Genomic DNA, 26,248 nt, shown 5'->3' with positions numbered 1-26,248 from the left:
GTATCAAGCCGGACGAGTTTGTCCGTCTCCCCACGCAATCCATTTGGTCGAGGTCAATTCGGGCAGCCCCATCGGACCGCGCGCATGCAATTTCTGTGTGGAGATGCCGATTTCGGCGCCAAAACCGAACTGCTCACCATCGGTAAAGGCGGTGGACGCGTTCACCATCACCGCGGCCGCGTCCACGCCGTCCGTAAACTTCTGCGCCGCAGCCATATTGGTGGTCACGATGGCCTCGGTGTGTCCGGTGCCGTACTCGTTGATGTGAGCGATCGCGGCGTCGATACCGTCGACCACCGCCACCGCGATGTCCATCGACAGGTACTCGCGACGCAGGTCATCCTCGTGCGCATCCTTCGAGAAACCGCCGTGCACGGTCACGCCGGCGTCTTGCAGGGCGGTCACCAGCCGGGGCAGCGCGTCTTCGGCGATCGCGACATCGACCAGCAGTGTCTCTGCCGCGTTGCAGACACTGGGCCGACGGGTCTTGGAATTCAGCAGGATTCGCTCCGCCACCTCCAAGTCGGCACCTTCGTGCACGTAGACGTGACAGTTGCCGACACCGGTCTCGATGGTGGGCACCTGCGCGTCGCGGACGACCGCGTCGATCAGGCTCGCCCCGCCGCGCGGAATCACCACGTCGACCAGGCCACGGGCCTGGATCAGATGCGTCACCGTGGCGCGGTCATCGGCCGAAAGTAGTTGAACCGCATCGGTGGGCAGGTCCTCGCTGACCAGCGAAGCACGCAACACCTGGACCAGCGCCTGGTTGGACCGCGTCGCCGATGAACTCCCGCGCAACAGCACGGCATTGCCGGACTTGAGCGCCAATCCGAAGGCGTCCACGGTCACGTTGGGCCGGCCCTCATAGATCATGCCGACGACGCCCAACGGGACCCGCTGCTGACGCAGCTGCAGCCCGTTGGGCAACGTGTAACCGCGCAACACCTCACCGACCGGGTCGGGCAACCCCGCGACCTGACGCAGGCCGGCGGCGATGCCCTCAACGCGTTTGGCGTCCAGCGCCAAGCGATCGAGCATCGCCGACGGCGTGCCGGCGGCCCGTGCGGCGTCGAGGTCTTCGGCGTTGGCCGACAGGATCAGATCGCGGTGCGCGGCTAGCGCATCGGCCGCAGATCGCAGCGCTTGGTCCTTGGCGACGGTCGGCAGCAACGCCAGGACACGTGACGCAACCCGGGCGCGGCGTGCGGCGTTGTGCACCTCCTGGCGCAAGTCAGGAAGCGATGGTGCTTGCAGACTCATCAAACCAGGGTATCGGGCGCCAAAACCCCAGATGGTGGCGACCCGCGCTCCGCACTGCGCACCTTGCTGCGCCGCTCTTCGATGATGTTGCCGAAGTTCTGCAGCAACACGGGCGCACGCGTCACCAGGTGCTCAATGTGCTCCCGATCGATCTCCAGCGCCGTGACCTCTTCGAGGGCGTACGCGCTGGCCAGGTTGGGTTGCCGAGTCAGCGCGGTCAGCCCAACGAACGACCCCGTGACCAGCGTGCTGATCGGAACCAGCGAGCCGTCGTCGGCGGTCGCCGTCAGCTGCACGCGCCCGGAGACCAGAAACGTCATGGCCGTAGGGACCTGGCCGGCGTACTCCACCACCTCGCCGGCGCCATAGCGCACGATCCTCGCGGCGGACCGCAGCGATCGCTGCTCCTCGGCGCCGATCCGCAACGCCGGCGCCACCACCGTGTGCAGCGCGTGCTCCACACGTTCGACGGTGGAGAAGTCGTCGTCGGCGCCGTCGAGGTGCAGATTCTCCCGTCGTGTCGCATACCAGGCCCAGCGCAGGAAAGTGGCCTTGGCGGCGCCGTCGTCCGCCGGTGAATTCAACCCGATGGTCGTGCGGTACTCGGCCGCACCCAACGGGACCGTACGCGGTACGCTGCCGGCCTTGAGCTGGGGCAACAGTTGGGCGATGCGTGACAGCAACGCGCACACCCGGTCCGGCGGGTCGACACTGGAGAACGTCGTCGTCACCGACAGCTTGTGCCCGCCGGGCGGACGAGAAAGGTTCGTGAACGCGTTGCTGGCGAGCACCGAGTTCGGCGTGACCCGAATGCCGCTGCCGGTGTCGATGTGCACGGACCGCCAATTCACCTCGACCACGCGTCCGCTGGCCGTGCCGGTGTCCAGCCATTCATCGATGCGGAACGGCTGCTCGAACAACATGAACAGGCCCGACACGATCTGGCCGACGGAGTTCTGCAGCATCAGACCGATGACGACCGATGTGACACCCAGCGCGGTGAAGATACCGCCGATGCGCACGCCCCAGATGTAGGACGACATCACCGCCAGACCAACACCGATCACGGCCAACCGGGCGCAGTCCAGGAAAATGGTGGGAAGCCTTTTACGCCAGCTCTTTTCCGGCGCGCCTTCGAACATCGTCGCGTTGAGGCCGGACAGCACGAGCACCAGCACCAGCAGGCCGAACACCGTGGTGAGGAGACGCACCGGAACGTCGTCGGCCGGGACCTGCGAGGCCTTAACCAGCAGGAGCAACAGCGCACCGAGCGGCAGCAGATAGTTGCGCACCAGGCCGACCTGCCGGGCCAGTGGGCTGCTTCTGCGCAGCAGGGCGTCCTGCAGCTCGGTGAGCGCGATCAGCCCCAGCGGCAACCCGGCCGCAATGCCGATCGCCCAGTAGAACCATGTCGAGGTGAAGAGGTTCATCAGCGCTCCAATAACCGGTAGATGGCCTGATCGGTACCGCCGACGGAGATGGTGCCGGCGGCGGTGAACTGCCGGACATCCCGCATCGCTTCGTACACCTGCGAACTGACATAGACCCCCGGCTGCGGCGCGCCGCTGTGCATTTGGTAGGCCAAACTGACTGCGCCACCCCACATGTCATAGACCAGGCTGGAGCGGCCGACCAGCCCGCTCACCACGTTCCCTGTGTTCACACCTACTCGCAGGCCCAGCTGGTGCACCGATTGAGCATTGAATCGGTCGATGATGCGACCGATTTCGAGGGCGAAGTCGACCGCGCGATGGATGCTGTCCAGCCGGGGGGTGACCGCCCCACAACTGGCCAGATAGCCGTTGTGGAAGGTGCGAATCCGTTCGACACCAAGGGCCTCGGCGGCCGCATCGAACTGCCGGAAGAGATCATCGACTGTGGCGACCAACTCGTCTTCGGGCAAATCGCTGGATATTTCGTCCAGGCCGATGATGTCGGCATAGATGATGGCGACGTCCTGATGCTTCTGGGCGATGGTCTCCTCGCCCTCGCGATAGCGTTGCACCACCGCTTCGGGCATCAACGACAGCAGCAGGCGATCGTTTTCTCGGCGCTGCTCGTTGAGCAGCTCTTCCTTGATCGCCAGACTCCGACTCATCTCGTTGAATGCCGCCGTGAGGTCACCGATTTCGTCACGCCGCTGAACCGGGATGTTGATCTCGTAGTCGCCGGAGCTGATCTTGCGGGTGCCCTCTTCGAGGCGCCGGACCGGTCGCACCGCACGCTGCGCGACGAACATCGAGGCCACACAGATGGCGAAGATCATTGCCGCGACAGCGATCACCATCTTCTTGCTGAACCTGCCGAGTCGGGCGTATGCGTCGGAATTGTCGCGCGTAGCGAGGATCGACCAGTGCAGGTCGGAATTGGGGATGTTGAGCGGCGCATAGGCTTCCAGCTCCCTATTGCCCATGTAGTCGGTGGCGCTGACCACGCCCGTCTCGCCGCGTTGGGCGGCGCGAAGACCGGCGGTATCGACCGGCTGCACCAGAGTGGTGGTGCCCAGCCTGATCGCCCGGTCGACCACGTCGGGCGGTGTGCCGCCGTCGATCGCCGAGCGCCGGTATTCTTTGGGGTTCTCAATGAATACTCTTGAATCGGACCGCATCAGGTCATCTGGTCCCGCCAGATACGTTTCGGTCGCCGGTCCCATACCGCCTGCATCCCAATGCTTGTCGGCCGTCATGATCTTGTTGATCTTCGCGACCGGCACCGGCAGCGCCATCACTCCCTCGAACTTTCCGTTCATGCCGATCGGTGACACCACCCACGCCGTTGGTGTATCGAGTGCCGGCTGGTACTGCTGGAAGTCGGTGACCCAGACGAAGTCGACATCGTTGGACGCGAGGGCTTTCTGGTATGCCTCCCGCAGTTTCGATTCGCGGTACGGGCCGGTAAGGACGTTGGTCCCGAGATCGGGACCCTTGCGCACGCTGTAGACGACATTGCCTTGCATGTCCAACAACAGCGCGTCGCGATAGTCGAACCGATTGACGATGCCGCGCATGTAGAAGTCGAAGCGCGCGTTGGACGCCGACCAGGCGCTGCCGTCGCCGGCGTCGGGGACGGGCAGCGCATCGGGGTTAGCCCGCGGAGCGGCGGTGTAGTAGGCCTGAATGTACTTCTGCGCGTTAGCACTTGGCAGGACGGCCCTGATATCGATGGTGTCGCCGGTGATCTGCTTGATCGGTTTGATCATGTCGTTGTCGTAGTAATCGACCAGCGACTGCTGTTGGGCGGGCGAGATCGTCGCATTGTTCAGTTGAGCGAAGTCCGCCGTGAGGGCCGTCGTCGCCTGGTTGATGCCGAACCCGCCACTCCAAATGATCAGCGAATTCGACACCTCGCGAAAAAGCGCCTGCACCGCCCGCTTCTGGGATTCGCGCATCTCGATCAGACGTTCGGACTCGACCTGCCGCAACGCGTTGCGCCCCGATGCCGCCGCGATGGCACCGATCACCGCCACGCCCAGGATGCTCGACAGCAGCATGGTGATCAGAATTTTGGACTGGATACCGAACCGGAATCGGGACAGCGCACGCCGACGCTTGGTGGTGGATTGAGCCGGTTCAGGATCGCTATGGGGCTCAGCGTCCGTTAGCTCGCGAGTGGTCAATCGCCTGCCCCTTTTCTCGGATCCAGCTCCCCTAACGCAGCAGAATATCGCGCGGACATCGAGTTATTCGCCGTTTGCCGTGACGCGATTCGGCGTCACGGTGCTGGTGCCGGCGGGTGTGCTTTGCCTCGCCGCCACGACTAACGTCATTGCTCATGGCCGGGGTCTGCGTCGTGGGCAGCGTGAATCTGGATCTGTCGCTAAGTGTCGATGCCCTTCCGCGGCCCGGGGAAACGGTTTTGGCGTCATCGTTGGCGCACGCCCCCGGCGGCAAGGGTGGAAATCAGGCGGTGGCGGCGGCGCGCGCCGGTGCCCGGGTGCAATTCGTCGGCGCGGTGGGCGATGACGCGGCCGGCGGGCAATTGCGCGCGCACCTCGAGGCCAACGGCGTCGGACTGGACGGAGCCGTCGAAATTCCCGGCCCCAGCGGCACGGCAATCGTGTTGGTCGACGCCAACGCCGAGAACACCATCGTTGTCGCGCCGGGTGCCAACGGTCGTTTCACACTCACCGACGACCGTGCCCGCGCGGTCGTCGGTGACTGCGATGTGCTGTTGACCCAGCTGGAGATCCCGCTGCGCACCGCGGTCGCCGCGGCGCGACACGCCCGCTCGTCCGGCGCGGTCGTCCTCGTGAACGCTTCGCCCGCCGGTCAGGACTCCGACTCGTTGGGCGATTTGGCGGCCGCCGCGGACGTGGTGATCACCAACGAAGAAGAGGCCGACGAATGGCCCTGGCGTCCAAAGCATTTAGTGGTAACGCTGGGCGCGAGCGGCGCCCGTTACGTTGGCGTGGACGGCGAGTACACCGTGTCGGCTCCGACGGTGGATGCGGTGGACACCACCGGGGCCGGCGACGTGTTCGCCGGCGTGCTGGCCGCCAATTGGCCAACCAATCCCGGCTCGCCAGACCAGCGGCGGATCGCCTTGCGGCGCGCCTGCGCGGCAGGTGCGCTGGCGACGCTGGTGGCCGGCGCTGGTGATTGCGCACCGGACGCCGCTGCGATCGACAAGGCGCTCCGGGACGCGTCCTAGCCGCGCTGCCCGCCAATCCGGCCCATGACGACTACGCCTGGCCACCACCGATCCCGGGCATGGCCCACACCGCTACACGCTCGATCGAACCTACCAGCGCACGGTGGGCCATCACCCCGCTGACCTGCGGTTGGCAGTGTTTGGCAGCGGCTGGCGTCGATCTGGCAGTGGTTTGCGAGCAGCGTCGGTGGCGATCGCAGTCCGCCGTCGAGAAAGGAACATCATGTCCGCAATCACGATCGACCGCACCGGTACCCGGGACGGCTTGCTTCGCCTTGCCATGCGTGCCGACGCCGCCATCAGCGCGCTGGTCGGCCTGGCCGGTATCCCGGTGGCCGGCTGGCTCGCCGACCTCTCGGGCACCACGAAAGCGTTCGAGTACGGCATGGGCGCCTTCTTGATCACCTACGGCGCGGTGGTGTTCGGGCTGGCCGCCTTGCCGTCGGTACGGCGCGCCGGCATGGGCGTCATCATCGCGAACGTGACATACACGGTCGCCGCAATCGTGCTCGTGCTCGCCGACGTCTTCCCGTTGACGTCGACCGGCGTGGTGTTGAACCTAGCGGCCGGCGTTTACACGCTGGTGTTCGCCGAAGTGCAATACCAGGGATGGCGCCGCGCAAGGGCTTGATCAACACGCTCAGGGCCCGCTCGGTGCGCCCGAGCGGGCCCGCGAGTGTGCGAACTAGTCCTCCGGAATCTCGCGTTCGATCTCGTCGAGCCAGATGCGCGCCGACATATCGGACGGGGCGCGCCAATCCCCCCGCGGCGACAGCGAACCGCCGTGCGACACCTTGGGCCCGTTGGGCAGGGCGGACCGCTTGAACTGGCTGAACGAGTAGAACCGCTGCACGAACACCTGCAGCCAATGGCGAATTTCCTTCAGCGAGTACGACGGCCGTTTGTCCTCGGGGAAGCCGGGCGGCCAGATGCCCTGTTCGGGATCGCTCCACGCATGCCAGGCCAGGAAAGCGATTTTCGACGGCCGGAATCCGTAACGCAGCACATGGAACAGTGAAAAGTCCTGTAGTGCAAACGGGCCCACTTTCGCCTCGCTGCTCTGCAGCTCTTCCTCTTCGCCGCTGGGAACCAGCTCCGGGGTGATCTCGGTGTCGAGCACCGACTGCAACACCTCGCTGACCTCCGGCTCGAACTGTTCCGACGAGATGACCCAGCGGATCAGGTGCTGGACAAGCGTTTTGGGTACGCCGCCATTGACGTTGTAGTGCGACATCTGGTCGCCGACACCGTATGTCGACCAGCCCAATCCGAGTTCGGACAGGTCTCCGGTGCCCAGCACGATCCCGCCTCGCTGGTTGGCCAGGCGGAACAAGTAGTCGGTGCGCAAACCGGCCTGAACGTTTTCGAAGGTGACGTCATAGACTTCCTCGCCTCGGGCGAACGGGTGATCCATCTCCTTGAGCATCAGTTCCGCGGTCTGGCGAATGTCGATCTCGGAGAACGTCACACCCAGCGTGCGGCATAGCTCGGCCGCGTTGCGTTTGGTGTGGTCGCCGGTCGCAAAGCCGGGCAGGGTGAACGCCAAGATGTCACTGCGTGGGCGTTGTTCGCGATCCATCGCGCGTGCGGCGACGATCAGCGCGTGCGTCGAGTCCAGCCCACCGGAAATCCCGATGACGACCTTGGGGAAATCCAGTGCGCGCAGCCGCTGTTCGAGACCGGCGACCTGGATGTTGTAGCCCTCGAAGCAGTCCTGTTCCAGCCGTTGCGGGTCGGCGGGAACGAAGGGGAATCGCTCGACCTCGCGACGCAACCCGATATCGCCGCCCGGCGGGTCCAGCCGGAACGGGATTCGCCGGTAGTCGTCCGTCGTCGTCCGATGGTGGCGGCGGTTGTCGTCGAACGTGCCCATCCGGAGCCGTTCCGAGCGAAGCAATTCGATATCGACGTCGGCGACGCTGCGCCGCTCTCCTTTCGGGAAGCGCTCGGACTGCGCCAGCATCACACCGTTCTCGAACACCATGGTCTGACCGTCCCAGGCCAGGTCGGTCGTCGATTCACCTTCCCCGGCAGCCGAATACACGTAAGCGGCCAGGCACCGCGACGAGGCCGAACGGGCCAGCAGGCAGCGGTCCTCGGCGCGACCGATCGTAATCGGACTGCCGGACAGGTTGGCCAGCACCGTCGCGCCTGCGAGCGCGGCCTCCGCGCTGGGCGGGATCGGCACGAACATGTCCTCGCAAATTTCCACGTGCAGCACCAAACCGGGCACGTCGGAAGCCTCGAAAAGCAGGTCGGGGCCGAATGGCACCTCGAGGCCGGCGACGTGGATGCTCCCGCGCTCGTCGTCTCCTGGTGCGATCTGGCGGCGCTCGTAAAACTCCCGATAGGTGGGCAGGTAGGACTTCGGCGCCACCCCGAGCACCTCGCCGCGGTGGATGACGACGGCGGCGTTGTAGATCCGGTGCCGATGGCGCAACGGGGCACCGACCACCAGCACCGGCAACAAGTCGGCCGAGGCCGCGACGATCTCCGCGACGGCCTTCTCGACATCGTCAAGCAACAGATCCTGCAGCACGATGTCTTCGATGGAATAGCCGGACAGCGTCAGTTCCGGAAAGACGGCGAGCGCAACGGCATCGTCATGGCATTCCCTGGCCATCCTCAGGACCGATTCGGCGTTCGCGGCCGGGTCGCCGATGACGGTGCGGTGCGTGCACGCGGCGACGCGGGCAAAGCCCTGGCTGTAAGAGTTGTAAAAGTCCATCGCCCTTCCATTGTCGTCCCATGCGTGTCAACCGGGAGTCGGCGGGTATCCCCGACGCCATGAGTGACACGGCTGTCTTAGTGGTCGACATGATGAACACATATCAGCATCCCGATGCTGAAGATCTAATACCCAATGTGGCGAAGATCATCGAGCCTTTGACCGATTTGGTTCGCCGGGCACGTGAAATCGACGACGTCGACCTGGTGTACGTCAACGACAACTATGGGGACTTCACCGCGCAGTTCTCCGACATCGTTCATGCCGCACGCGACGGGGCCCGGCCCGATCTGGTGAAGCCGATCCTGCCCACCGAGGACTGCCGCGTGATGACGAAAGTCCGGCACAGCGCGTTTTATGCCACGGCACTGGCATACCTGCTCAACCGGCTGGAAACGAAGCGGTTGATCATCACCGGTCAGGTCACCGAGCAATGCATCCTCTACACCGCCCTGGATGCCTACGTGCGGCACTTCCCCGTCGTGATCCCAACCGATGCCGTCGCACACATCGATGCCGACCTGGGCGCGGCGGCGTGCACGATGATGCAGCAAAACATGGCCGCGGAGCTCACCACCGCGGCGGACTGCCTGGGCTAAATCCCCTACGCTGGGTGAGTGACCGTCGGCTGCGCAGAATCGCCCGAACTGGTCACTCTGCTGGCCGGCCGTCGATTCGCGGTGCTGACGGGCGCGGGCATCTCCACCGATTCGGGCATTCCCGACTACCGGGGACCCGATTCACCTCCGAGCAATCCCATGACGATCCGCCAGTTCACCAGCGATCCGACGTTTCGGCAGCGGTACTGGGCACGCAACCACGTCGGTTGGCGGCATATGGACGAGACGCTGCCCAACGCGGGCCACCGAGCACTCGCCGAGCTCGAGGCCGCATCGGTGGTCACCGGCGTGATCACACAGAATGTCGACCTGCTGCACACCAAGGCCGGCAGCCGAAATGTCATCAACCTGCACGGCACCTACGCGCAGGTGGCCTGCCTGAGCTGCGGAGCCACCATGACCCGTGCGGCATTGGCCGAACGGCTGGAGACGCTCAACCCCGGGTTCATCGAGCGCGCCGAAGCGATCGGCGGGCTGGCGGTGGCTCCCGACGCCGACGCCGTCGTCGCCGACACCGCGTCGTTCCGGTATCTGGGTTGCGACCATTGCGGCGGCATGCTCAAGCCGGACATCGTCTACTTCGGCGAAAGCGTCTCCAAAGATGTTGTGGCAGAATCGTTTAGGTTGGTGGAACAGGCCGACGCGTTATTGGTCGCCGGCTCGTCGCTGACCGTGTTCTCCGGCTACCGGTTCGTCCGCCACGCCGCCGCGCTGGGCATGCCGATCGCCATCATCAACCGCGGCCAGACCCGCGGCGACGACCTGGCCACCGTCAAGGTCGACGGCGGGTGCTCGGAGTTGCTGACGCTGCTCGCCGACGAATTAGCGCCCCTGCCAACGCGTTAGAAAGTACATGGCATGCTGCGGATGGCGTGCACGAAGTTACCGGCCAAGTAGCTGGGCTCGCCCGCCTGGACGTCCGGCAGCTGGCGAAACAGCTCACCGAATATCGCCCGCAGCTGGGCCCGGGCCACGTGCGCACCGAGGCAGAAGTGCAATCCGCCGCCGCCGAAGCCGACGTGCGGATTGGGGTCACGGTTTAAGTTCAAGCGTTCCGGGTGGTCGAATACCTCAGTGTCCCAGTTGCCCGATGGATAGAACATCACCACCTTCTCGCCGGCCTGGATCGTCTGCGCGCCCAGCTCGAAATCCGTTGCCGCCGTGCGACGGAAGGTCATGACCGGCGTCGCCCAGCGGATGAACTCCTCGATGGCCGTCCCGATCCGGTTGTCGAAATCCTCGAGTAGCCAGGCCTTCTCATCGGGAAAATCGGTGAGCGCCCTCAGCGTATGGCTGATGGTCTGCCGAGTGGTGTCGTTGCCCGCCACGGAGAGCAGGACGAAGAACGCGGCCACCTCCGCGTCTTCCAGGCGGTCACCGTCGACCTCGGCGGTAACCAGGCTGCTGATCAGATCGTCGCCGGGGTGCTTCCGGCGTTCCGTGGCCAGGCTGCCGACGACTTGGTGCAGATACAGCTGGTTTTCCACCAGGACTTCCATCGCCGGGCGCCCGTTGAGGAATTCCGGGTCGGCCCAGGACACCAGGGCATCGGTCGCGTGGGCCATGCGCTCACGCTCGGATTCCGGAATCCCCATCATGTCCGACAGGGTGCGGATGGGCAGTTCCTTGGCGCAGCGGTCGACGAAATCCGCACCACTGCCGGCGGCCCGCAGTTCTTCGACGATGGCCTTGGCGTTGGCCTTGATCGAGTCTTCGATGCGGCGGACCTGCCGGGGGCTGAGCGCGGCGTGAGCAAGCTTGCGCAACTTGGTGTGTCGCGGAGGATCCATCGCCAGGAAGGACTGCGACGCCTCGAGCAGCTCCACCGGGATGCTCTCGAACATCACGCCCCGGCCGGACATGAAGACCTCGTTGTTGCGGCTGACGGCGACGATGTCGGCGCGCCGGGTGACCGCCCAGAAGCCGGGGTCGGTCGGGTCCGGCATCAATGAGTCTTCGACCGGCGGATGCCAGCTCACCGGGCGTTCGGCCCGCAGCACGGCGAACGAGCGTTCCCGGTCCGCCGCGGTGGTGGACCAGAACGCCCGCGAGGACAGATCGATCTCGTCGTAGGCACGGCCAGTCCTGTCGGTGCCAGATTTTCCCGTCATCACGGCCATGGTGATCCTCCGTCTCGTATGACCCCGGTCACAGCTTCCCCGCGACAATATGCCTAGACACTACGTCTAGTCAATATGTCGACGGATCGGTTATGCTCGGCGCATGCCGTCGCTCACCCGCAAGCCGCAGGGGCACCGAGGTGCGGCGCGCGAGCAGCGCCGCGAACAGATGGAGCGCCGCCTGCTGGACGCCACCGAACGGCTGATGCGCGACGGCGCGAGCTTCACCGAACTGAGCGTGGACCGGCTCTCGGGCGAGGCCGGCATTTCCCGGGCCAGCTTCTACATCTACTTCGAGGACAAGGGCCATCTGCTGCGCCGGCTCGCCGGCCAGGTGTTCGGCGATCTGACCGACGGCGCGCGCAGCTGGTGGAGCGTGGCCGGCCGGCATGACCCGGACGACGTGCGAACGGCGATGAGCCGCGTCATCGCCACCTACCGGCGGCATCAGGCGGTGTTGGTCGCACTCAACGAAATGGCCGCCTACGACGCGCTGACGGGGCAAACGTATCGCGAACTGCTGACTGGGATCTCCGAGCAACTCACCCACGTCATCGAAGACGGCCAGGCCGATGGCGCGATCCGCCCCGAGCTGGCCCCGCTGACCACCGCCAGCGCGCTGACCTGGATGGTCGAACGGGCCTGCCAGCAGAACCTGCCGACGGAGCCATCCGACTACGACGCCGAGCTGGCCGCCACCCTGGCCGAAATCGTATGGGGTGCACTGTATCTCAAGCCGACCTCGGAGCGCTGACCCGACTCATCTCGATGAGCCGACAGTCCGACCACGAGGTCAACCCCAAACGTGCTGGCGCATGCGCTAGCACGTTTGGAAAAGTCCTATTAGTCCCGAAGTGGCGCCCACGGATTAGTCGCGAAGTGGCGCCCACGGCTTAGTTCCAGAGTGACGCCCACGGCTTATCCCGAAGTGGCGCCCACGGATCAGTCCCGAAGTGCCGCCGGCCACGGCGCACCAGGATCGTCCCTTACACCGCCACCAAGTCGTCGGCGTGCACCGCGGGCCTGCGCAGCTCGCCGGGCAGCTCAGAGGTTGAGCGGCCCATCATGGTGGTCAGTTCAGTCGCGTCGTAGGCGACCACGCCCCGGGCCACCATCACCGCGTCCGGGTCGCGCAGTTCGACGACATCACCGGCGTAGAACCGCCCGGCCACCGCGGTGATCCCGGCGGGCAGCAGCGAGCGACGCTGCCGCACTACCGCGCGCACGGCCCCCCCGTCCAGGGTCAGCGCGCCGGCCGCCTCAGCGGCGTAACGCACCCAGAACCGACGTGCGGACATCCGCACCGGGCGTGCGGCGAACACCGTGCCGACCGAGGCGTCGGTGAGCGCGGTCGCGGCGTCGGCCGCAGCGGCCAGCAGCACCGGAACACCGGCGTCGGCGGCCAGCAGCGCCGAGGACATTTTCGATGCCATTCCGCCGGTGCCCAAATCGCTTCCGGGTCCGGCGATTACGCCGATCAGATCCGCGGATCCCGCAACTTCTGCGATGAACCTCGCGCCGTCGGTCTTTCGCGGATCCGTGTCATAAAGCCCATCGATGTCGGACAGCAGCACCAACCCTTCGGCACCGACCAGGTGAGCCACCAGCGCCGAAAGCCGGTCGTTGTCGCCGAACCGGATCTCGTTGGTGGCCACAGTGTCGTTCTCGTTGACGATCGCCACCGCGTGCAGTGCGCGCAGCCGGTCCAGCGTGCGCTGGGCGTTGGTGTGCTGGGCCCGCATCGAGATATCGTGCGCACTCAGCAGCACCTGCCCTACCGTGCGGCCGTAGCGGGCGAACGCGGCGCTCCACGAATTCACCAGCGCCACCTGACCAACGCTGGCCGCAGCCTGTTTTGTCGCCAAATCCCTGGGACGGCGAGACAATCCGAGCGGCTCGATGCCAGCGGCGATGGCTCCGGACGACACGATGACGACGTCGGTACCCGCCTTCATCCGCGCCTCGATCGCATCGGCCAGCCCGGCCAGTCGGCCCGCGTCGAACACCCCGGCCGGGGTGGTCAGCGCGTTGGTCCCGACCTTGACCACCAGGCTGCGAGCATTGCGGATGGCGTCGCGATGGGGGCTCACGACTCCTCACTGTGCTCGCGGCGCTGGCGCCGGGCAGCCTTACGTTCGGCCGCGCCGATGCGCTCGGTGCGCTCCAACCGTGCGTCGGTGCCACGGCCCGACAACGCAACCTGTTGCCCCGCAGGCGTTTGCGGCTCCCAATCGAACGTCATGTCTCCGATGGTCACTTCGCAACCCGGTCGCGCGCCCAGCCGCAGCAACTCCTCTTCCACACCGAGGCGCGCCAGGCGGTCGGCGAGATATCCGACGGCCTCGTCGTTGTCGAAGTTGGTCTGGCGGACCCAACGTTCGGGCCGCGCGCCGCTGACGACGAAAGCGCCCGGCTGCTGGGAATCCGGCTCGACACTGAAGCCGCTGTCATCGACGGGAACCGGGCGAATCACCGGACGCCGCGGCACGATTTCGGGCTGCGCGGCCTGATAGTCCGAGATCATCTTCCATAACCCAAAGATCAACGGCTGCAAACCCTCTCGCGCCACCGTCGACACCAGGAACACCGGCCAGCCACGCTCGGCGATCTCGTCACGAACGAATTCGGCGAGCTCGCGCGCCTCCGGCACGTCGATCTTGTTCAGCACCACCGCGCGGGGCCGTTCGGTCAGATCACCCAACGTCGCATCCCCTTGCAGGGTGGGCGTATACGCCGCGAGTTCGGCCTCCAACGCGTCGATGTCGGAGATCGGGTCGCGGCCGGGTTCGGCAGTCGCGCAGTCGACGACATGCACCAGCACGGCGCATCGCTCGATGTGCCGGAGGAAATCCAGGCCCAGGCCGCGGCCCTGGGAGGCACCCGGGATCAGGCCGGGCACGTCCGCGACGGTGAAGGTGTGCTCACCCGCCGACACCACGCCGAGGTTGGGAACCAACGTGGTGAAGGGGTAGTCGGCGATCTTGGGCTTGGCCGCCGAGATCGTGGACACCAGCGAAGATTTGCCGGCCGAGGGAAAGCCGATCAGGCCGGCGTCGGCGACCGTCTTGAGTTCCAGAGTCAGGTCGCGGGTCTGGCCCTGTTCGCCCAGCAGCGCAAAGCCGGGGGCCTTGCGCGCCCGCGATGCAAGAGCGGCGTTGCCAAGCCCGCCGCGGCCGCCGGCGGCGGCTTCGAAGCGGGTGCCCGCGCCGACAAGGTCGGCCAGCATCCGGCCGTTTTCGTCGAGGACGACGGTGCCGTCGGGCACCTTGACTTCGAGGTCGGTGCCGGCGGCACCGTCACGGTTGCTGCCCATCCCCTGCTTGCCCGAGGGCGCGGTGACGTGCGGATGGAAATGGAAATCGAGCAGGGTATGCACCTGCGGATCGACGACGAAAATAATGCTGCCGCCGCGGCCGCCATTGCCACCATCGGGGCCGCCGAGCGGCTTGAATTTCTCGCGATGAACCGAGGCGCAGCCATTACCCCCGGCACCGGCGCGCGCATGGATGACGACGCGGTCGACGAACCGAGGCATCGTGGATCACCTCACCTTCGCCTGGCGACGACGCGGACCGTAACGGTCGGCTGAGGAGCCAGGCTATCCAATCAGAGCCGGGCGCCGAAATCACCGGGCTGGGCCCGGAAACACCGTCAGTCGGTGGCTTGTCCGGCCGCCACGATGTTGACGGTCTTGCGGCCGCGCTTGAGGCCGAACTCGACGGCGCCGGCTTCCTTGGCGAACAAGGTGTCGTCCCCGCCGCGGCCGACTCCCACGCCCGGGTGGAACTTGGTGCCGCGCTGCCGAACGATGATCTCGCCCGCCTTGACGATTTGGCCGCCGAATCGCTTCACGCCCAGCCGCTGCGCGGCGGAATCGCGACCGTTGCGCGAGCTGGAAGCGCCCTTCTTGTGTGCCATGTCTGTCGCCTCCGCTACTACTTGATTCCGGTGACCTTCAGGACCGTCAGCTGCTGACGGTGTCCCTGACGCTTGTGGTAGCCGGTCTTGTTCCTGAACTTGTGGATACGAATCTTGGGGCCCTTGGTGTGCTCGAGCACCTCGCCGGTCACCGCGACCTTGGCCAGTGCGGCCGCATCGCTGGTCACCTTGGCTCCGTCCACCACCAGGGCAACCGGCAGCGACACGTTCGAGCCTGGCTCGGATTCGAGCTTCTCGACCTTGACCACGTCCCCGACGGCGACCTTGTACTGCTTGCCGCCCGTCTTCACGATTGCGTAGGTCGCCATCGTTGCTCCTGCTCCTTCTTCTAACCGCTGCTGTGCGCGTCGCGCGCGAACCAACCGCGGTGCACGTGGTGGGTCTGGGTTGCGGGCCTACGCCGGCTCCCGGGAGTCCCGCTGCCGCCGGCCAAACTTAGTCGCCCGGCCTGACGACAACTGTCCAAGGGTACGTGACCAGCGGCTACAGGGTCAAACCGGACGCGACCGCCGTCTTCTGGTCGGCCGACTCAGTCGGCGTGGATCGGCGGTCCGGCCGGCCTGCCCGCAGCGCGTCTGCGCCGGGGGCGTCCCGCGCCGGCCTGGGCGGCGACAGCCGGGCCTGGCCCGGTGTCGTCGGAATCGTCCTCGGTGTCCAGATCGTCGTCGTCGATCTCGAGATCCTCGTCATCGTCGCCGAGGTCCTCTTCGTCGTCGATGTCCTCGTCCTCGTCGTCGATGTCCTCGTCCTCGTCGTCGAGGTCGTCGTCCTCGTCGGCGTCGTCGTCATCGTCATCGTCCGAATCTTCGTCGCTGTCGTCGAAGTCCTCGGTGTCGGCGCCGTCGCCCGGGCGACCCGGCTTGTCCTGGTCGAGCTCGTCGGTGGTGTCTTCGGTGATCTCGTCGGATTCGTCATCGTCGGGCTGCGCGGAGGAGCCGGCGGCCATCGCCTTGAACATCGGATGCTCGCCGGGAGCATGGGCGGGCACCTTGGCCACCACCTGCTCCTCGGTTTTGTTCTTCTTGCGCCTGCCCCGGCGGCCACCACCGGATTCGGACTTGCGCCCATTCGACGAGGCCGAATCGACCGGGTCGGTGTGCAGCAGGATCCCGCGCCCACCGCAAGTCGAACACGACGTCGAGAAGGCTTCGATGAGGCCGGTGCCCAACCGCTTGCGGGTCAGCTGGACCAAACCGAGCGACGTCACCTCGGAGACCTGATGACGGGTGCGGTCGCGGGCCAGCGCCTCGGTCAGCCGCCGCAGCACCAGATCGCGGTTGGACTCCAGCACCATGTCGATGAAGTCGATGACCACGATGCCGCCGATGTCGCGCAGCCGCAGCTGGCGCACGATCTCCTCGGCCGCCTCGAGGTTGTTCTTGGTGACCGTCTGCTCGAGGTTGCCCCCCGACCCGGTGAACTTGCCGGTGTTGACGTCGACCACCGTCATCGCCTCGGTCCGATCGATCACCAGCGTGCCGCCCGATGGCAGCCACACCTTGCGCTCCATCGCCTTGGCGAGCTGCTCATCGATGCGATGCACCGCGAACACATCCGGCCCGGCCTGCCCGTCCGGGCCGTCGGGCGTCTCGTACTTCGTCAACTTCGAAACCAGGTCCGGGGCAACGGAATTCACATAATCGTTGATGGTGTTCCAGGCCTCGTCACCGGAGACGATCAGGCCGGCGAAGTCCTCGTTGAACAGGTCGCGGATCACCTTGACCAGCACGTCGGGCTCTTCGTAGAGGGCCACCGCCGCGCCTGCGGCCTTCTCCTTGACCTCGATCGCCTTGGCCTCGATCTGTTTCCAGCGCTCCTGCAAGCGGCTGACGTCGCCGCGGATGTCCTCTTCCTTCACCCCCTCGGACGCGGTCCGGATGATCACACCGGCGTCCGACGGCACCACTTCACGCAGGATCTCTTTGAGCCGTTGACGTTCCGTGTCGGGCAGTTTGCGGCTGATCCCGGTCGACGACGCCCCCGGCACGTAGACCAGATAGCGCCCCGCCAGCGACACCTGCGTGGTAAGCCGCGCCCCCTTGTGCCCGACCGGGTCTTTGCTGACCTGGACGACGACATAGTCGCCGGGTTTGAGCGCTTGTTCGATCTTGCGATCGGACCCACCGAGTCCGGCGGCTTCCCAATTGACCTCGCCGGCGTAGAGCACACCGTTGCGGCCGCGGCCGATATCGACGAACGCCGCCTCCATCGACGGCAGCACGTTTTGCACGATCCCCAGGTATATGTTGCCCACCAGCGAGGCCGACGCGGCCGACGTGACGAAGTGCTCGACGACGATGCCGTCCTCGAGCACCGCGATCTGGGTATAGCGCGATCCCTGATGGGGCTGCTCGGTGCGGACCCGGTCGCGCACGACCATCATCCGCTCGACCGCCTCGCGGCGGGCCAGGAATTCGGCCTCGGTCAGCACCGGGGGGCGGCGCCGGCCGGCGTCGCGGCCGTCCCGGCGCCGTTGCCGCTTGGCCTCGAGCCGGGTGGAGCCGTTGATGCCCTTGATCTCGTTGTTCGAGCCGGCGGAGTCGTCACCGCCACCCTTGCCGTTGCGGGGCGACCGCTCGTGCACCACCGTGTTGGGCGGGTCATCCGGCGATGACCCCTCGTCGTTGTCGTCGCCCGATCCGGATTTGCGCCGCCGGCGCCGCCGGCGGCGGCGATTGCCGCCGTCGGCCGAGCCGTCGTCACCGTTATCCGAGTCGTCCGAGTCATCGGAGTCGTCGGAGTCCTGTCCGTCGGAGTCCTCGGAGTCCTCAGAGTCCGCCTGACCGCCCTTCTTGCCCCGCGGTTGCGCCTCGTCGTCGTCCTCGTCACCTTGACCGTCGGATCCGCCCTGCTCGCCGCGCCCGCGGCCACGACCACGACGGCCGCGGCGCCGCCGCCGGTTCGACGGCCGGTCGGTCTGCTCGTCGTCATCGCCGTCGGAGGCGTCGGTGTCGTCGGCGTCTGCGCCGTCGTCGGCGCCGGTTTCTTCCTCGCGGGTATCGATCGGCTGCGGCGCGACGAACAGCGGCATGTAATGCGGCCGCTCGTCGGCACTGTCCGGGCTCTCGAGCAGCAATCGCGATTCGGGTTCGTCGGCGGCGCTCGCTTCGGAGGCCGCCGGCGTGCTGACCGCATCCTCACCGGTCGCCGGCGGTTGCGCGGACGACGCCAGCAGGTCCCGTACCCGGACCGCGTCGTCGCGGTCCACGGTGGAATGCGCGCTGCGGATTCGTCCGTCCAGCTCGCTCAAGGCGTCCAGCACCCGCTTGCTGGTGGTTCCCAGCGTTCGGGCCAGCGAATGAACTCTTAAGCGGTCCGGCAGTTCCTCCGGCCGAGTCGATTCTTCTGATGGGTCTGCAGTCGGTGCACCGTCTACCACGTATTCTCCTCAAGCCCCCGGGCGCGTCATTGCGACGCGGCCACGCGAGGGCTTCGCTATGGACCCGGGTCACTTCTCCCGGGCTTGTAATGGTCTCGCCCCGAGCGGCCCAGGATCGCAGACCCACTCGGCGCCGTGCTGAATGACGGCCTGACATGCAGCGAACCAAGGCGACGAGGCTATGGTCGCGCTTGTCTAAGTCTTCATTCGGGTGTCTGACACCGGTCCGGCGACGTTCACCCGAGACCAGTATCCCACATCACGCCACCGCCCCAGCCACACATGATGCGGCCACTTCAGCAAAGTTACTCGGGACCGCGCCGCGGCAGCTATCGCCGCAGGTCTAGGCCTTGGGAAACCAGAGTGCGATTTCGCGTTTCGCGGACTCCGCCGAATCAGACCCATGCACCAGGTTGAACTGGGTCTCCAGCCCGAAATCGCCCCGGATCGTGCCCGGAATCGCCTTCTCCACGGGGTCGGTGCCGCCCGCGAGCTGCCGAAATGCGGCGATCGCCCGCGGCCCCGCCACGATGGCCGCCACCACCGGTCCCGACGTGATGAACTCCAGCAGCGAGTCGAAGAACGGCTTGCCGTCGTGTTCCGCGTAGTGCTGGGCGGCAAGATCGCGGCCGACGGGCCGTAGCTCCAGCGCGGCGATGGTCAGGCCTTTGCGCTCGATGCGGCCGATGATCTCCCCCACCAGCTGCCGCTGCACGGCGTCGGGCTTGATCAGTACCAATGTCCGTTCGGTCACGGCGGACAGCGTACATAATCAGCCGGCCACGGGGTCGGGTGATGGCTCGGGGGCCGCTGCGCGGTCCGTCACACCATTACCCGGCCTACCCCTGCCTGCGCCGGACCTCGGCGCGGAAGTAGGCGATCAGTCCCCACAACCCGGTGAACAGGACGCCGATGAAACCCACACCCGGATAGATCGCGAAGCCGGCGAGCAGGATCACCTGCACGCCGAGGTTGGCCCAGATCGCCCAGGGTTTGCGCTGAACGCCGGCCATCAGGATCAGCAGCACGGCCAACCCGATCAGGTAGACCAGCGAAGCTGTCGTCAGGCCGCCGCCCACCGCGCCCACCACGGGGATCGCGAGCAGCACCACGATGGCTTCCAGGAACAGCGTCAAGGCCATCACCGCGCCGAAGCTCCGCCACGGGTCGCCCGGTGACGCCGGGGGCTGCTCCTCGGGGTTGTCGGGCGCGTCGGTCATTGCGGATCACGACCGAACAGGGTCCTCGCCGCCCCAGCGGTGACGGCCGAGCCGGTGATGACGATGCCGGTGCCGGAGAAGGCTTCGGCTGGCCCGTCCGCCGCGGCGTCGTCCACCAGCGCCGTCGCGACGTCGATGGCATCGCGCAGGTTTTCCGCGGTGCTCACGCGGTCGGGCCCGAACCGCTCGCGGGCCGCCAAGGCCAGCGACTCGACATCGACCGCCCGCGGAGATCCGTTGTGGGTCACCACGACAGCGTCGAACACCGGCTGCAGGGCGGCCAGGATGCCGTCGACGTCCTTATCCGCAAGCACGCTGAGCACCCCGACGAGATAGCGGAAGTCGAATTCACTGGCCAGGGTCTGCGCCAGCGCCGACGCACCGGCGGGATTGTGCGCGGCGTCGATGAACACCGTAGGTGCGCTGCGCATCCGCTCCAGCCGGCCGGGGCTGGCGGCGGCGGCGAAACCGGCACGAACCGCCTCGACGTCGAGCTGACGCTGCGCACCGGCACCGAAGAACGCCTCAACCGCCGCGAGAGCCAGCACGGCGTTGTGCGCCTGATGCTCACCGTGCAGCGGCAGGTAGACATCGGAGTACACCCCGCCCAAACCCTGCAGCTGCAGCACCTGCCCACCAATCGCGACCTGGCGGCCCAAGACGGCGAACTCCGAATCCTCTCTGGCCACCGCGGCATCGGCTTGGACGGTTTGGGCCAGCAGGACTTCCATCGCCTCGCGAGCCTGACGCCCGATGACCGCGACGGTGTCGGGTGCGCCCTCGGGCGCCCGCGTGATGATGCCGGCCTTCTCCCCAGCGATGCCGGCGAGATCGTCGCCCAGGTACTCCACGTGATCGATGGAGATCGGGGTGATGACCGCCACCGGGGCGTTGATCACGTTGGTGGCATCCCAGCGTCCCCCCATCCCCACCTCGATCACGGCGACGTCGACAGGGGCGTCCGCGAACGCGGCGAACGCCATCGCGGTCAGCACCTCGAACTTGCTCATCGCGGGGCCGCCCTCGGCCTGCGACTGCGCGTCGACCATCTGCACGAACGGCTCGATCTCACGGTAGGTCGCCACGTAGCGCGCCGGGCTGATCGGCTTGGAGTCGATGGAGATGCGCTCCACCGCCGATTGCAGGTGCGGGCTGGTGGTGCGCCCGGTGCGCCGGTGTAGAGCGGTGATCAGTGCGTCGATCATCCGCGCCACCGAGGTCTTGCCGTTGGTGCCCGCGACATGGATGGATGGATAGGCCAGTTGCGGCGAGCCCAGCAGGTCCAGCAGCGCGCTGATCCGGGTCAGGCTCGGCTCGATTTTGGTCTCCGGCCACCGCTGGTCCAGCAGGTGCTCGACCTGAAGCAACGATGCGATCTCGTCCGGTGTGGGGGCCGGGTCGGGGATCTCGCCGGCAATCTCGTCTTGCGGCCAGTGCGGATCCGGCGGCCACTCGGGCGGCTCAGTCATCGGACACTCATTGCAGCCCGGCTAGCCGCGCGTTGATCCGCTCGGTTTCCTCCTGGGCCAGGCGCTGACGGTCCCGGATCTTGTCGACGACGTGGTGCGGGGCCTTGCCCAAAAAGTCGTCGTTGGCCAATTTGGCGGTGGTCGACGCCAGCTCCTTGTGCGCCGCGGCCAGGTCCTTTTCCAGCCGGCGACGTTCGGCGGCGACGTCGATGGTGCCCGAGGTATCGAGCTCGACGACGACGGTGCCGCCGGACAGGCGCACTTCGACCGACGCCGACGGGTGAAAATCCGGGTCGGCGCCGGTGAGCCACGCCAGCGACGCCACCGCGCTTACCTGGGTGCCCAGATCGGATGCGTCGACGCCGGTCATCCGGGCCGGCACCTTCTGGCGGTCCGCCAGACCTTGATCGCTGCGGAACCGCCGCACCTCGGTCACCAGCTTCTGCATATCGGTAATCCGCTGTGCGGCAACCTGATCGAGGCTGATGCCGGAGGGCTGCGGCCAGTCGGCGATCACCAGCGACTCGTGTTCGGCCGCGCCACCGGTCAGAGCCTGCCACAGTGCCTCGGTGATGAACGGGATCACCGGGTGCAGCAATCGCAGCAGAACGTCCAGTGTCACCGCCAGCACCGCCGTGGTATGCGTAATCCCTTCGGCCAGTTGCGTCTTGGCCAATTCGACGTACCAGTCGCAGAATTCGTCCCAGGCGAAGTGGTAGAGCGCCTCGCAAGCGCGACTGAACTCGTAGCTGTCGAACGCCGAGTCGACCTCCGCGCGAACCTCTTCCAGTCGCCCGAGAATCCATCGGTCGGCATCGGTGAGCTCGGCGGGCACGGGCAGCGGGGCCAGCTTGGCGCCGTTGAGCAGCGCGTAGCGCGTGGCGTTGAACAGCTTGGTACAGAAGTTGCGTGACGCCCGGACATGGTCCTCGCCGATCGCCAGATCACCGCCGGGACTGGCGCCGCGCGCCAGCGTGAACCGCAGGGCGTCCGCCCCGAAGGTTTCCACCCAGTCCAGCGGGTCGATGACGTTGCCCTTGGACTTGCTCATCTTGCGGCCGGACTCATCGCGGATCAGTCCATGCAGGAAGACATCGGTGAACGGCACCTGCGGACCGCGGCGCCCGTCCAGGGTGATGGCTTCGTCGTCACTGACAAAGGTGCCGAACATCATCATTCTGGCTACCCAGAAAAACAGGATGTCATAGCCGGTAACGAGAACGCTTGTGGGATAGAATTTTTCGAGTTCTGGAGTCTGTTCGGGCCAGCCCAATGTGGAGAACGGCCACAGGCCCGAGGAGAACCAGGTGTCCAGCACATCGGGGTCCTGTGACCAGCCTTCTGGTGGTGTTTCGTCGGGCCCCACGCAGCGCTGTTCGCCGTTAGGGCCGTACCAGATAGGGATGCGGTGGCCCCACCACAGCTGACGCGAGATGCACCAGTCGTGCATGTCGTCGACCCAGGCGAACCATCGCGGTTCCAGGCTGGCGGGGTGAATCACGGTGTCCCCGTTGCGCACCGCGTCGCCGGCGGCCTTGGCAAGCGATTCCACCCGTACCCACCACTGCAGGGAAAGGCGTGGTTCGATCGGCTCGCCGCTGCGCTCGGAGTGCCCAACGCTGTGTAGGTACGGCCGCTTCTCGTCGACGATCCGTCCCTCGTCCGCCAGCGCCTCGCGCACCGCGACCCTGGCTTGGAATCGGTCCATGCCGTCGAATTGCGTTCCGGTGTCGGTTATTCGACCCTTGGTGTCCATGATCGAAATCATCGGCAGCTGGTGGCGCACGCCGATCTCGAAATCGTTGGGGTCATGTGCGGGCGTGACTTTGACTGCACCGGTGCCGAATTCGGGGTCCACATGCTCGTCGGCGACCACTACGAGCTGACGATCCACGAAAGGGTGCGGCAGGCTGCTACCGACCAGGTGTCGGTAGCGCTCGTCGTCGGGATGCACCGCGATCGCGGTGTCACCGAGCATCGTTTCCATCCGGGTGGTGGCCACAACGATGTGCGGCTGCGAGTCGTCCATCGACCCGTACCTGAAGGACACCAGCTCGCCTTCGACTTCTTGATAGTCGACCTCGATATCCGAGATCGCGGTCTGCAGCACCGGCGACCAGTTGACCAGCCGCTCGGCCCGATAGATCAGTCCGGCGTCGTAGAGGCGCTTGAACATCGCCCGGACCGCCCGCGACAGACCCTCGTCCATGGTGAAGCGCTCGCGGCTCCAGTCCACACCGTCGCCGAGGCGGCGCATCTGTACACCGATGGCGCCGCCGGACTCCCTCTTCCAGTCCCAGACCTTTTCGATGAACAGCTCTCGGCCGAAGTCCTCTTTGGTTTTGCCGTCGACCTCGAGCTGCTTTTCCACCACGCTCTGCGTCGCGATGCCGGCGTGGTCCATCCCCGGCTGCCAGAGCACCTCATAACCCTGCATCCGCTTACGGCGAGTCAGGGCGTCCATCATGGTGTGTTCGAGGGCGTGGCCCATGTGCAGGCTGCCGGTGACGTTCGGCGGTGGCAGCACAATCGAATACCCGGGCTTGGGGCTGTTCGGGTCCGCCGCGAAGTACCCCGCGTCCACCCATCTCCGGTAGATCGCGCTCTCGGCCCCAGCTGGATCCCACGACTTGGGCAGGTCGGTGGCGGGGCTGCGGCTGGCGGTCACCCGTCAATTCTAGGGAGCGGTGTTTGCCCTCATGTAAGCGCCCGAATGCGTGAGCCGGGTCACTAATCCAGCCGTTCTACCTCTAATGCCACGCCCGCGGCAGGGAATCGGTCCAGCAGCGCGTCGCCCATCGCGGCCGCGGGGGTGAGGACGCCATGCAGATCGGTGAGCTTGTCACGATCCGCCGCCAGGGCGAGGCCGCACTCCCCCAACAACACCGAAGTCGCCTTGTAACCCGGGTCGCCGCGCTGTTCCATGCGCGCCACGTAACGCGCGCCGGTGGTTGTCGTGGTGAAGGTCTCGATCCGGTAGTAGCCGCGTTCCCGGGCGGCGTCACTCGGGCCGGTTCCGGGTTTGGGCACGATGCGCTCGACCAGTTTGCGCGGCAGCAGCCGGAAATACCGGCTGCCCAATCCGAAGGTCGCCGCGCCGACCCCGCCCACCACAGCGGATGCCACCGGAGCCAGTGGTGACGAGCCCAAGCTCATGCTTTCGCTATACCGCAACTGGCGTCCGTAGGCCCAGTCCAGTAATGCATTGCTGCGCCGCACGATTCGGGTGTTATAAGGCGCCATCAAAAAGCCCGACGTCCACAAACCCTTCAGCTCCGGCGCGATCCGATCACCACGACGCCACGGCAAATCGGGCTGCGGGCCGATATCGGGTTCGGCACTGCGGTCCGTGGTCAATGTGTACGGGTCGGCGAGCTGGCGGCGAGCGTCCGGATCGCGGGAGGCGGTATCGAGCACTTCGAGCATCGACGCGACGGTCCCGCCGGACACGCCGCCGGAGAAGGACCGGACGACCAGGTCGGTGTCGCCGAGTTCTCTGGCGCCGCCGTCGCGTGCCGCCCGGTAAAGCGCATACACGCTGAGGTCGGAAGGGACCGAATCGAATCCGCACGCATGCACGATGCGCGCGCCGGTATCCGCGGCCTGTTTGTGGTACAGGTCGATGCTTTCGCGGACGAACATCGCTTCGCCGGTCAGGTCGGCGTAGTCGGTGCCAGCTGCCGCGCACGCGGCCACCAGCGGCAGACCGTAACGGGTGTAGGGCCCGACCGTGGTGATGACGACCTGGGTGCGGGGCGCCATCTCATTGAGCGTCGAGGGCGACGAGGCGTCGGCATTCAGAATGGGCCACGACTGCGCGGCGTCGCCCAGCGTGTCACGGACGGCGCGCAATCGGTCGGTCGATCTGCCGGCCAGCGCGATCCGTTTATCCGGTGCCGCGCCGGCCAGGTATTGGGCGGTGAGTTTCCCGACGAAGCCGGTCGCCCCATACAGCACTATGTCGAATTCGCGCGGCGTTTCGGTCACGGGCCCGACGCTACCCGACGCCCGGAGCCGCACCCCGTGGAAATAAGAAGTGCCGGGCACAGGGCCCGGCACTTCTTATATGTATGGCGAATCCGCCGATTGCGGCTGCGGCTCAGCCGCGGCGCCCGCAGACCGGCCAAGCGCCGATGCCCTGCGAGTGCAGCACGTTCTCGGCGACTCGGATCTGCTCCTCGCGACTCGCGCCGGCGGGAGAGCCCGATCCACCGTTGGCACGCCAGGTGCTCGGGGTGAATTGCAGGCCACCGGAGAAGCCGTTACCGGTGCTGATCCCCCAGTTTCCACCCGACTCGCACTGCGCGATGGCGTCCCAGTTCACGCTGTACGCCCGGTGGGCGGGTGGCGGCGGGACGTCCGGGCCAGGCGGCGGGGCGTCCGGAGCCGGCGGCGGCGGAGCGTCCGGAGCCGGCGGCGGCGGAGCGTCGGGAGCCGGAGGCGGCGGAGCGTCCGGGGCGGGGCCGGCGGCCGGCGCGGTCGGGTCGAAGCCCGCCGGTACCTCGTCCGCGTTAGCGGTGGCCGACGGGATGGTCACGAGCGTGCCCGTGACCGCGGCAAGAATGAGCGTCTTTCGGACGTTCTGCAAAATTGTTCCTTTCGCGGTGCGCGCGCGCCAAAGCAAGCCCACGGATGGGCTGAAGCTGTCTGATTGATGCCTGCTTCGAAACGTGCCGTCTGGGTCAGGCACGGCAGCGGCGGGCTAGGTCTGCCCGGCGGGTGTTACCCACCGACCACGGTCGGGCTTTCGCCGTCCGCGGCGCCGCTCGCACGCGGGTCCGTGGATTCAATTATCTGATTACTCTTCCGTAACCCGTTGTGGGCTAACAGGGACCGTAGAGAACCTGCGCGCGTTCGTCA

21 protein-coding genes are annotated in these 26,248 nt (G+C 66.5%); 5 read left to right on the top strand and 16 right to left on the bottom strand.

What is annotated here, in order from left to right; all coding sequences use genetic code 11:
• Window positions 1-3: 3 nt before the first annotated feature.
• Genes AC5Y4F_RS04780 through AC5Y4F_RS04770 form a run of 3 tightly spaced genes read right to left on the bottom strand, consistent with a single transcriptional unit; the run spans window position 4 to window position 4,879 of the window.
• Complete coding sequence (locus tag AC5Y4F_RS04780; protein WP_067938806.1) at window positions 4-1,263, bottom strand: glutamate-5-semialdehyde dehydrogenase; 1,260 nt, start codon at window positions 1,261-1,263, stop codon at window positions 4-6.
• A complete protein-coding gene (locus AC5Y4F_RS04775; protein WP_499995326.1) occupies window positions 1,263-2,693 on the bottom strand; it encodes a mechanosensitive ion channel domain-containing protein in 1,431 nt (476 codons plus the stop codon). Before AC5Y4F_RS04775 ends, AC5Y4F_RS04780 begins: the two co-directional genes overlap by 1 nt.
• Entirely contained in the window at window positions 2,693-4,879 is a 2,187-nt protein-coding gene (locus AC5Y4F_RS04770) for an adenylate/guanylate cyclase domain-containing protein (RefSeq protein WP_499995324.1), read from the bottom strand. Before AC5Y4F_RS04770 ends, AC5Y4F_RS04775 begins: the two co-directional genes overlap by 1 nt.
• Before the next feature lie 155 nt (window positions 4,880-5,034).
• Between AC5Y4F_RS04770 and AC5Y4F_RS04765 the strand changes: the two genes are divergently transcribed.
• Together AC5Y4F_RS04765 and AC5Y4F_RS04760 are read left to right on the top strand one after the other, a co-directional pair.
• Complete coding sequence (locus tag AC5Y4F_RS04765) at window positions 5,035-5,913, top strand: ribokinase (RefSeq protein WP_499995323.1); 879 nt, start codon at window positions 5,035-5,037, stop codon at window positions 5,911-5,913.
• Window positions 5,914-6,136: 223 nt separating this feature from the next.
• Complete coding sequence (locus AC5Y4F_RS04760) at window positions 6,137-6,544, top strand: hypothetical protein (RefSeq protein ID WP_067938816.1); 408 nt, start codon at window positions 6,137-6,139, stop codon at window positions 6,542-6,544.
• Window positions 6,545-6,598: 54 nt separating this feature from the next.
• Here AC5Y4F_RS04760 and AC5Y4F_RS04755 read toward each other — a convergent pair whose 3' ends face one another.
• Window positions 6,599-8,641, bottom strand: coding sequence for an NAD(+) synthase (locus tag AC5Y4F_RS04755; protein ID WP_067938818.1), 2,043 nt, complete (start codon window positions 8,639-8,641; stop codon window positions 6,599-6,601).
• A 59-nt stretch (window positions 8,642-8,700) separates the two neighbouring features.
• On the opposite strand from AC5Y4F_RS04755, the gene AC5Y4F_RS04750 reads away from it, so the two are divergent.
• Entirely contained in the window at window positions 8,701-9,240 is a 540-nt protein-coding gene (locus AC5Y4F_RS04750) for a cysteine hydrolase family protein (protein ID WP_499995780.1), read from the top strand.
• Between the two features lie 18 nt (window positions 9,241-9,258).
• Entirely contained in the window at window positions 9,259-10,107 is an 849-nt protein-coding gene (locus AC5Y4F_RS04745; protein ID WP_499995321.1) for an SIR2 family NAD-dependent protein deacylase, read from the top strand.
• Here AC5Y4F_RS04745 and AC5Y4F_RS04740 read toward each other — a convergent pair.
• Complete coding sequence (locus AC5Y4F_RS04740; RefSeq protein WP_499995320.1) at window positions 10,104-11,381, bottom strand: cytochrome P450; 1,278 nt, start codon at window positions 11,379-11,381, stop codon at window positions 10,104-10,106. The genes AC5Y4F_RS04745 and AC5Y4F_RS04740 overlap by 4 nt on opposite strands.
• Window positions 11,382-11,484: 103 nt before the next feature.
• Here AC5Y4F_RS04740 and AC5Y4F_RS04735 point away from each other — a divergent pair, with 103 nt between their 5' ends.
• A complete protein-coding gene (locus AC5Y4F_RS04735; RefSeq protein WP_499995319.1) occupies window positions 11,485-12,135 on the top strand; it encodes a TetR/AcrR family transcriptional regulator in 651 nt (216 codons plus the stop codon).
• 232 nt (window positions 12,136-12,367) lie between these two features.
• Here AC5Y4F_RS04735 and proB read toward each other — a convergent pair whose 3' ends face one another.
• The 11 genes from proB to AC5Y4F_RS04680 all read right to left on the bottom strand — a co-directional run bounded on the left by proB (window position 12,368) and on the right by AC5Y4F_RS04680 (window position 25,976).
• Complete coding sequence (proB, locus tag AC5Y4F_RS04730) at window positions 12,368-13,471, bottom strand: glutamate 5-kinase (RefSeq protein WP_499995318.1); 1,104 nt, start codon at window positions 13,469-13,471, stop codon at window positions 12,368-12,370.
• On the bottom strand, window positions 13,468-14,916 hold the full coding sequence (obgE, locus tag AC5Y4F_RS04725) for a GTPase ObgE (protein WP_499995317.1): 1,449 nt from the start codon (window positions 14,914-14,916) through the stop codon (window positions 13,468-13,470). Before obgE ends, proB begins: the two co-directional genes overlap by 4 nt.
• A gap of 116 nt (window positions 14,917-15,032) precedes the next feature.
• On the bottom strand, window positions 15,033-15,299 hold the full coding sequence (gene rpmA / locus AC5Y4F_RS04720) for a 50S ribosomal protein L27 (protein WP_067938839.1): 267 nt from the start codon (window positions 15,297-15,299) through the stop codon (window positions 15,033-15,035).
• 17 nt (window positions 15,300-15,316) lie between these two features.
• On the bottom strand, window positions 15,317-15,628 hold the full coding sequence (gene rplU / locus AC5Y4F_RS04715) for a 50S ribosomal protein L21 (RefSeq protein ID WP_067938841.1): 312 nt from the start codon (window positions 15,626-15,628) through the stop codon (window positions 15,317-15,319).
• 221 nt (window positions 15,629-15,849) lie between these two features.
• Window positions 15,850-18,699, bottom strand: a complete 2,850-nt coding sequence (gene rne / locus AC5Y4F_RS04710) for a ribonuclease E (protein ID WP_499995315.1) — start codon at window positions 18,697-18,699, stop codon at window positions 15,850-15,852.
• 343 nt (window positions 18,700-19,042) lie between these two features.
• The gene (ndk, locus tag AC5Y4F_RS04705; protein WP_067938845.1) at window positions 19,043-19,453 is read right to left on the bottom strand and encodes a nucleoside-diphosphate kinase; all 411 of its coding nucleotides are present in this window, start codon (window positions 19,451-19,453) and stop codon (window positions 19,043-19,045) included.
• An 85-nt stretch (window positions 19,454-19,538) separates the two neighbouring features.
• Entirely contained in the window at window positions 19,539-19,919 is a 381-nt protein-coding gene (locus AC5Y4F_RS04700) for a DUF4233 domain-containing protein (RefSeq protein ID WP_067938846.1), read from the bottom strand.
• The gene (gene folC, locus AC5Y4F_RS04695; protein ID WP_067938851.1) at window positions 19,916-21,388 is read right to left on the bottom strand and encodes a bifunctional tetrahydrofolate synthase/dihydrofolate synthase; all 1,473 of its coding nucleotides are present in this window, start codon (window positions 21,386-21,388) and stop codon (window positions 19,916-19,918) included. The genes AC5Y4F_RS04700 and folC overlap by 4 nt, the downstream gene beginning before the upstream one ends.
• 7 nt (window positions 21,389-21,395) lie before the next feature.
• Complete coding sequence (locus AC5Y4F_RS04690; protein WP_067938853.1) at window positions 21,396-24,056, bottom strand: valine--tRNA ligase; 2,661 nt, start codon at window positions 24,054-24,056, stop codon at window positions 21,396-21,398.
• A gap of 62 nt (window positions 24,057-24,118) precedes the next feature.
• A complete protein-coding gene (locus AC5Y4F_RS04685; RefSeq protein ID WP_067938856.1) occupies window positions 24,119-25,375 on the bottom strand; it encodes a saccharopine dehydrogenase family protein in 1,257 nt (418 codons plus the stop codon).
• A 112-nt stretch (window positions 25,376-25,487) separates the two neighbouring features.
• Window positions 25,488-25,976: a transglycosylase family protein gene (locus AC5Y4F_RS04680; protein ID WP_067939047.1), complete on the bottom strand. Its 489-nt coding sequence runs from the start codon at window positions 25,974-25,976 to the stop codon at window positions 25,488-25,490.
• Window positions 25,977-26,248 lie beyond the last annotated feature (272 nt).

Source organism: Mycobacterium sp. NGS56 (genome assembly GCF_059812425.1).
The sequence above is the reverse complement of the archived record's forward strand: the minus strand, read 5'-3'. Positions and strand labels throughout refer to the sequence as shown.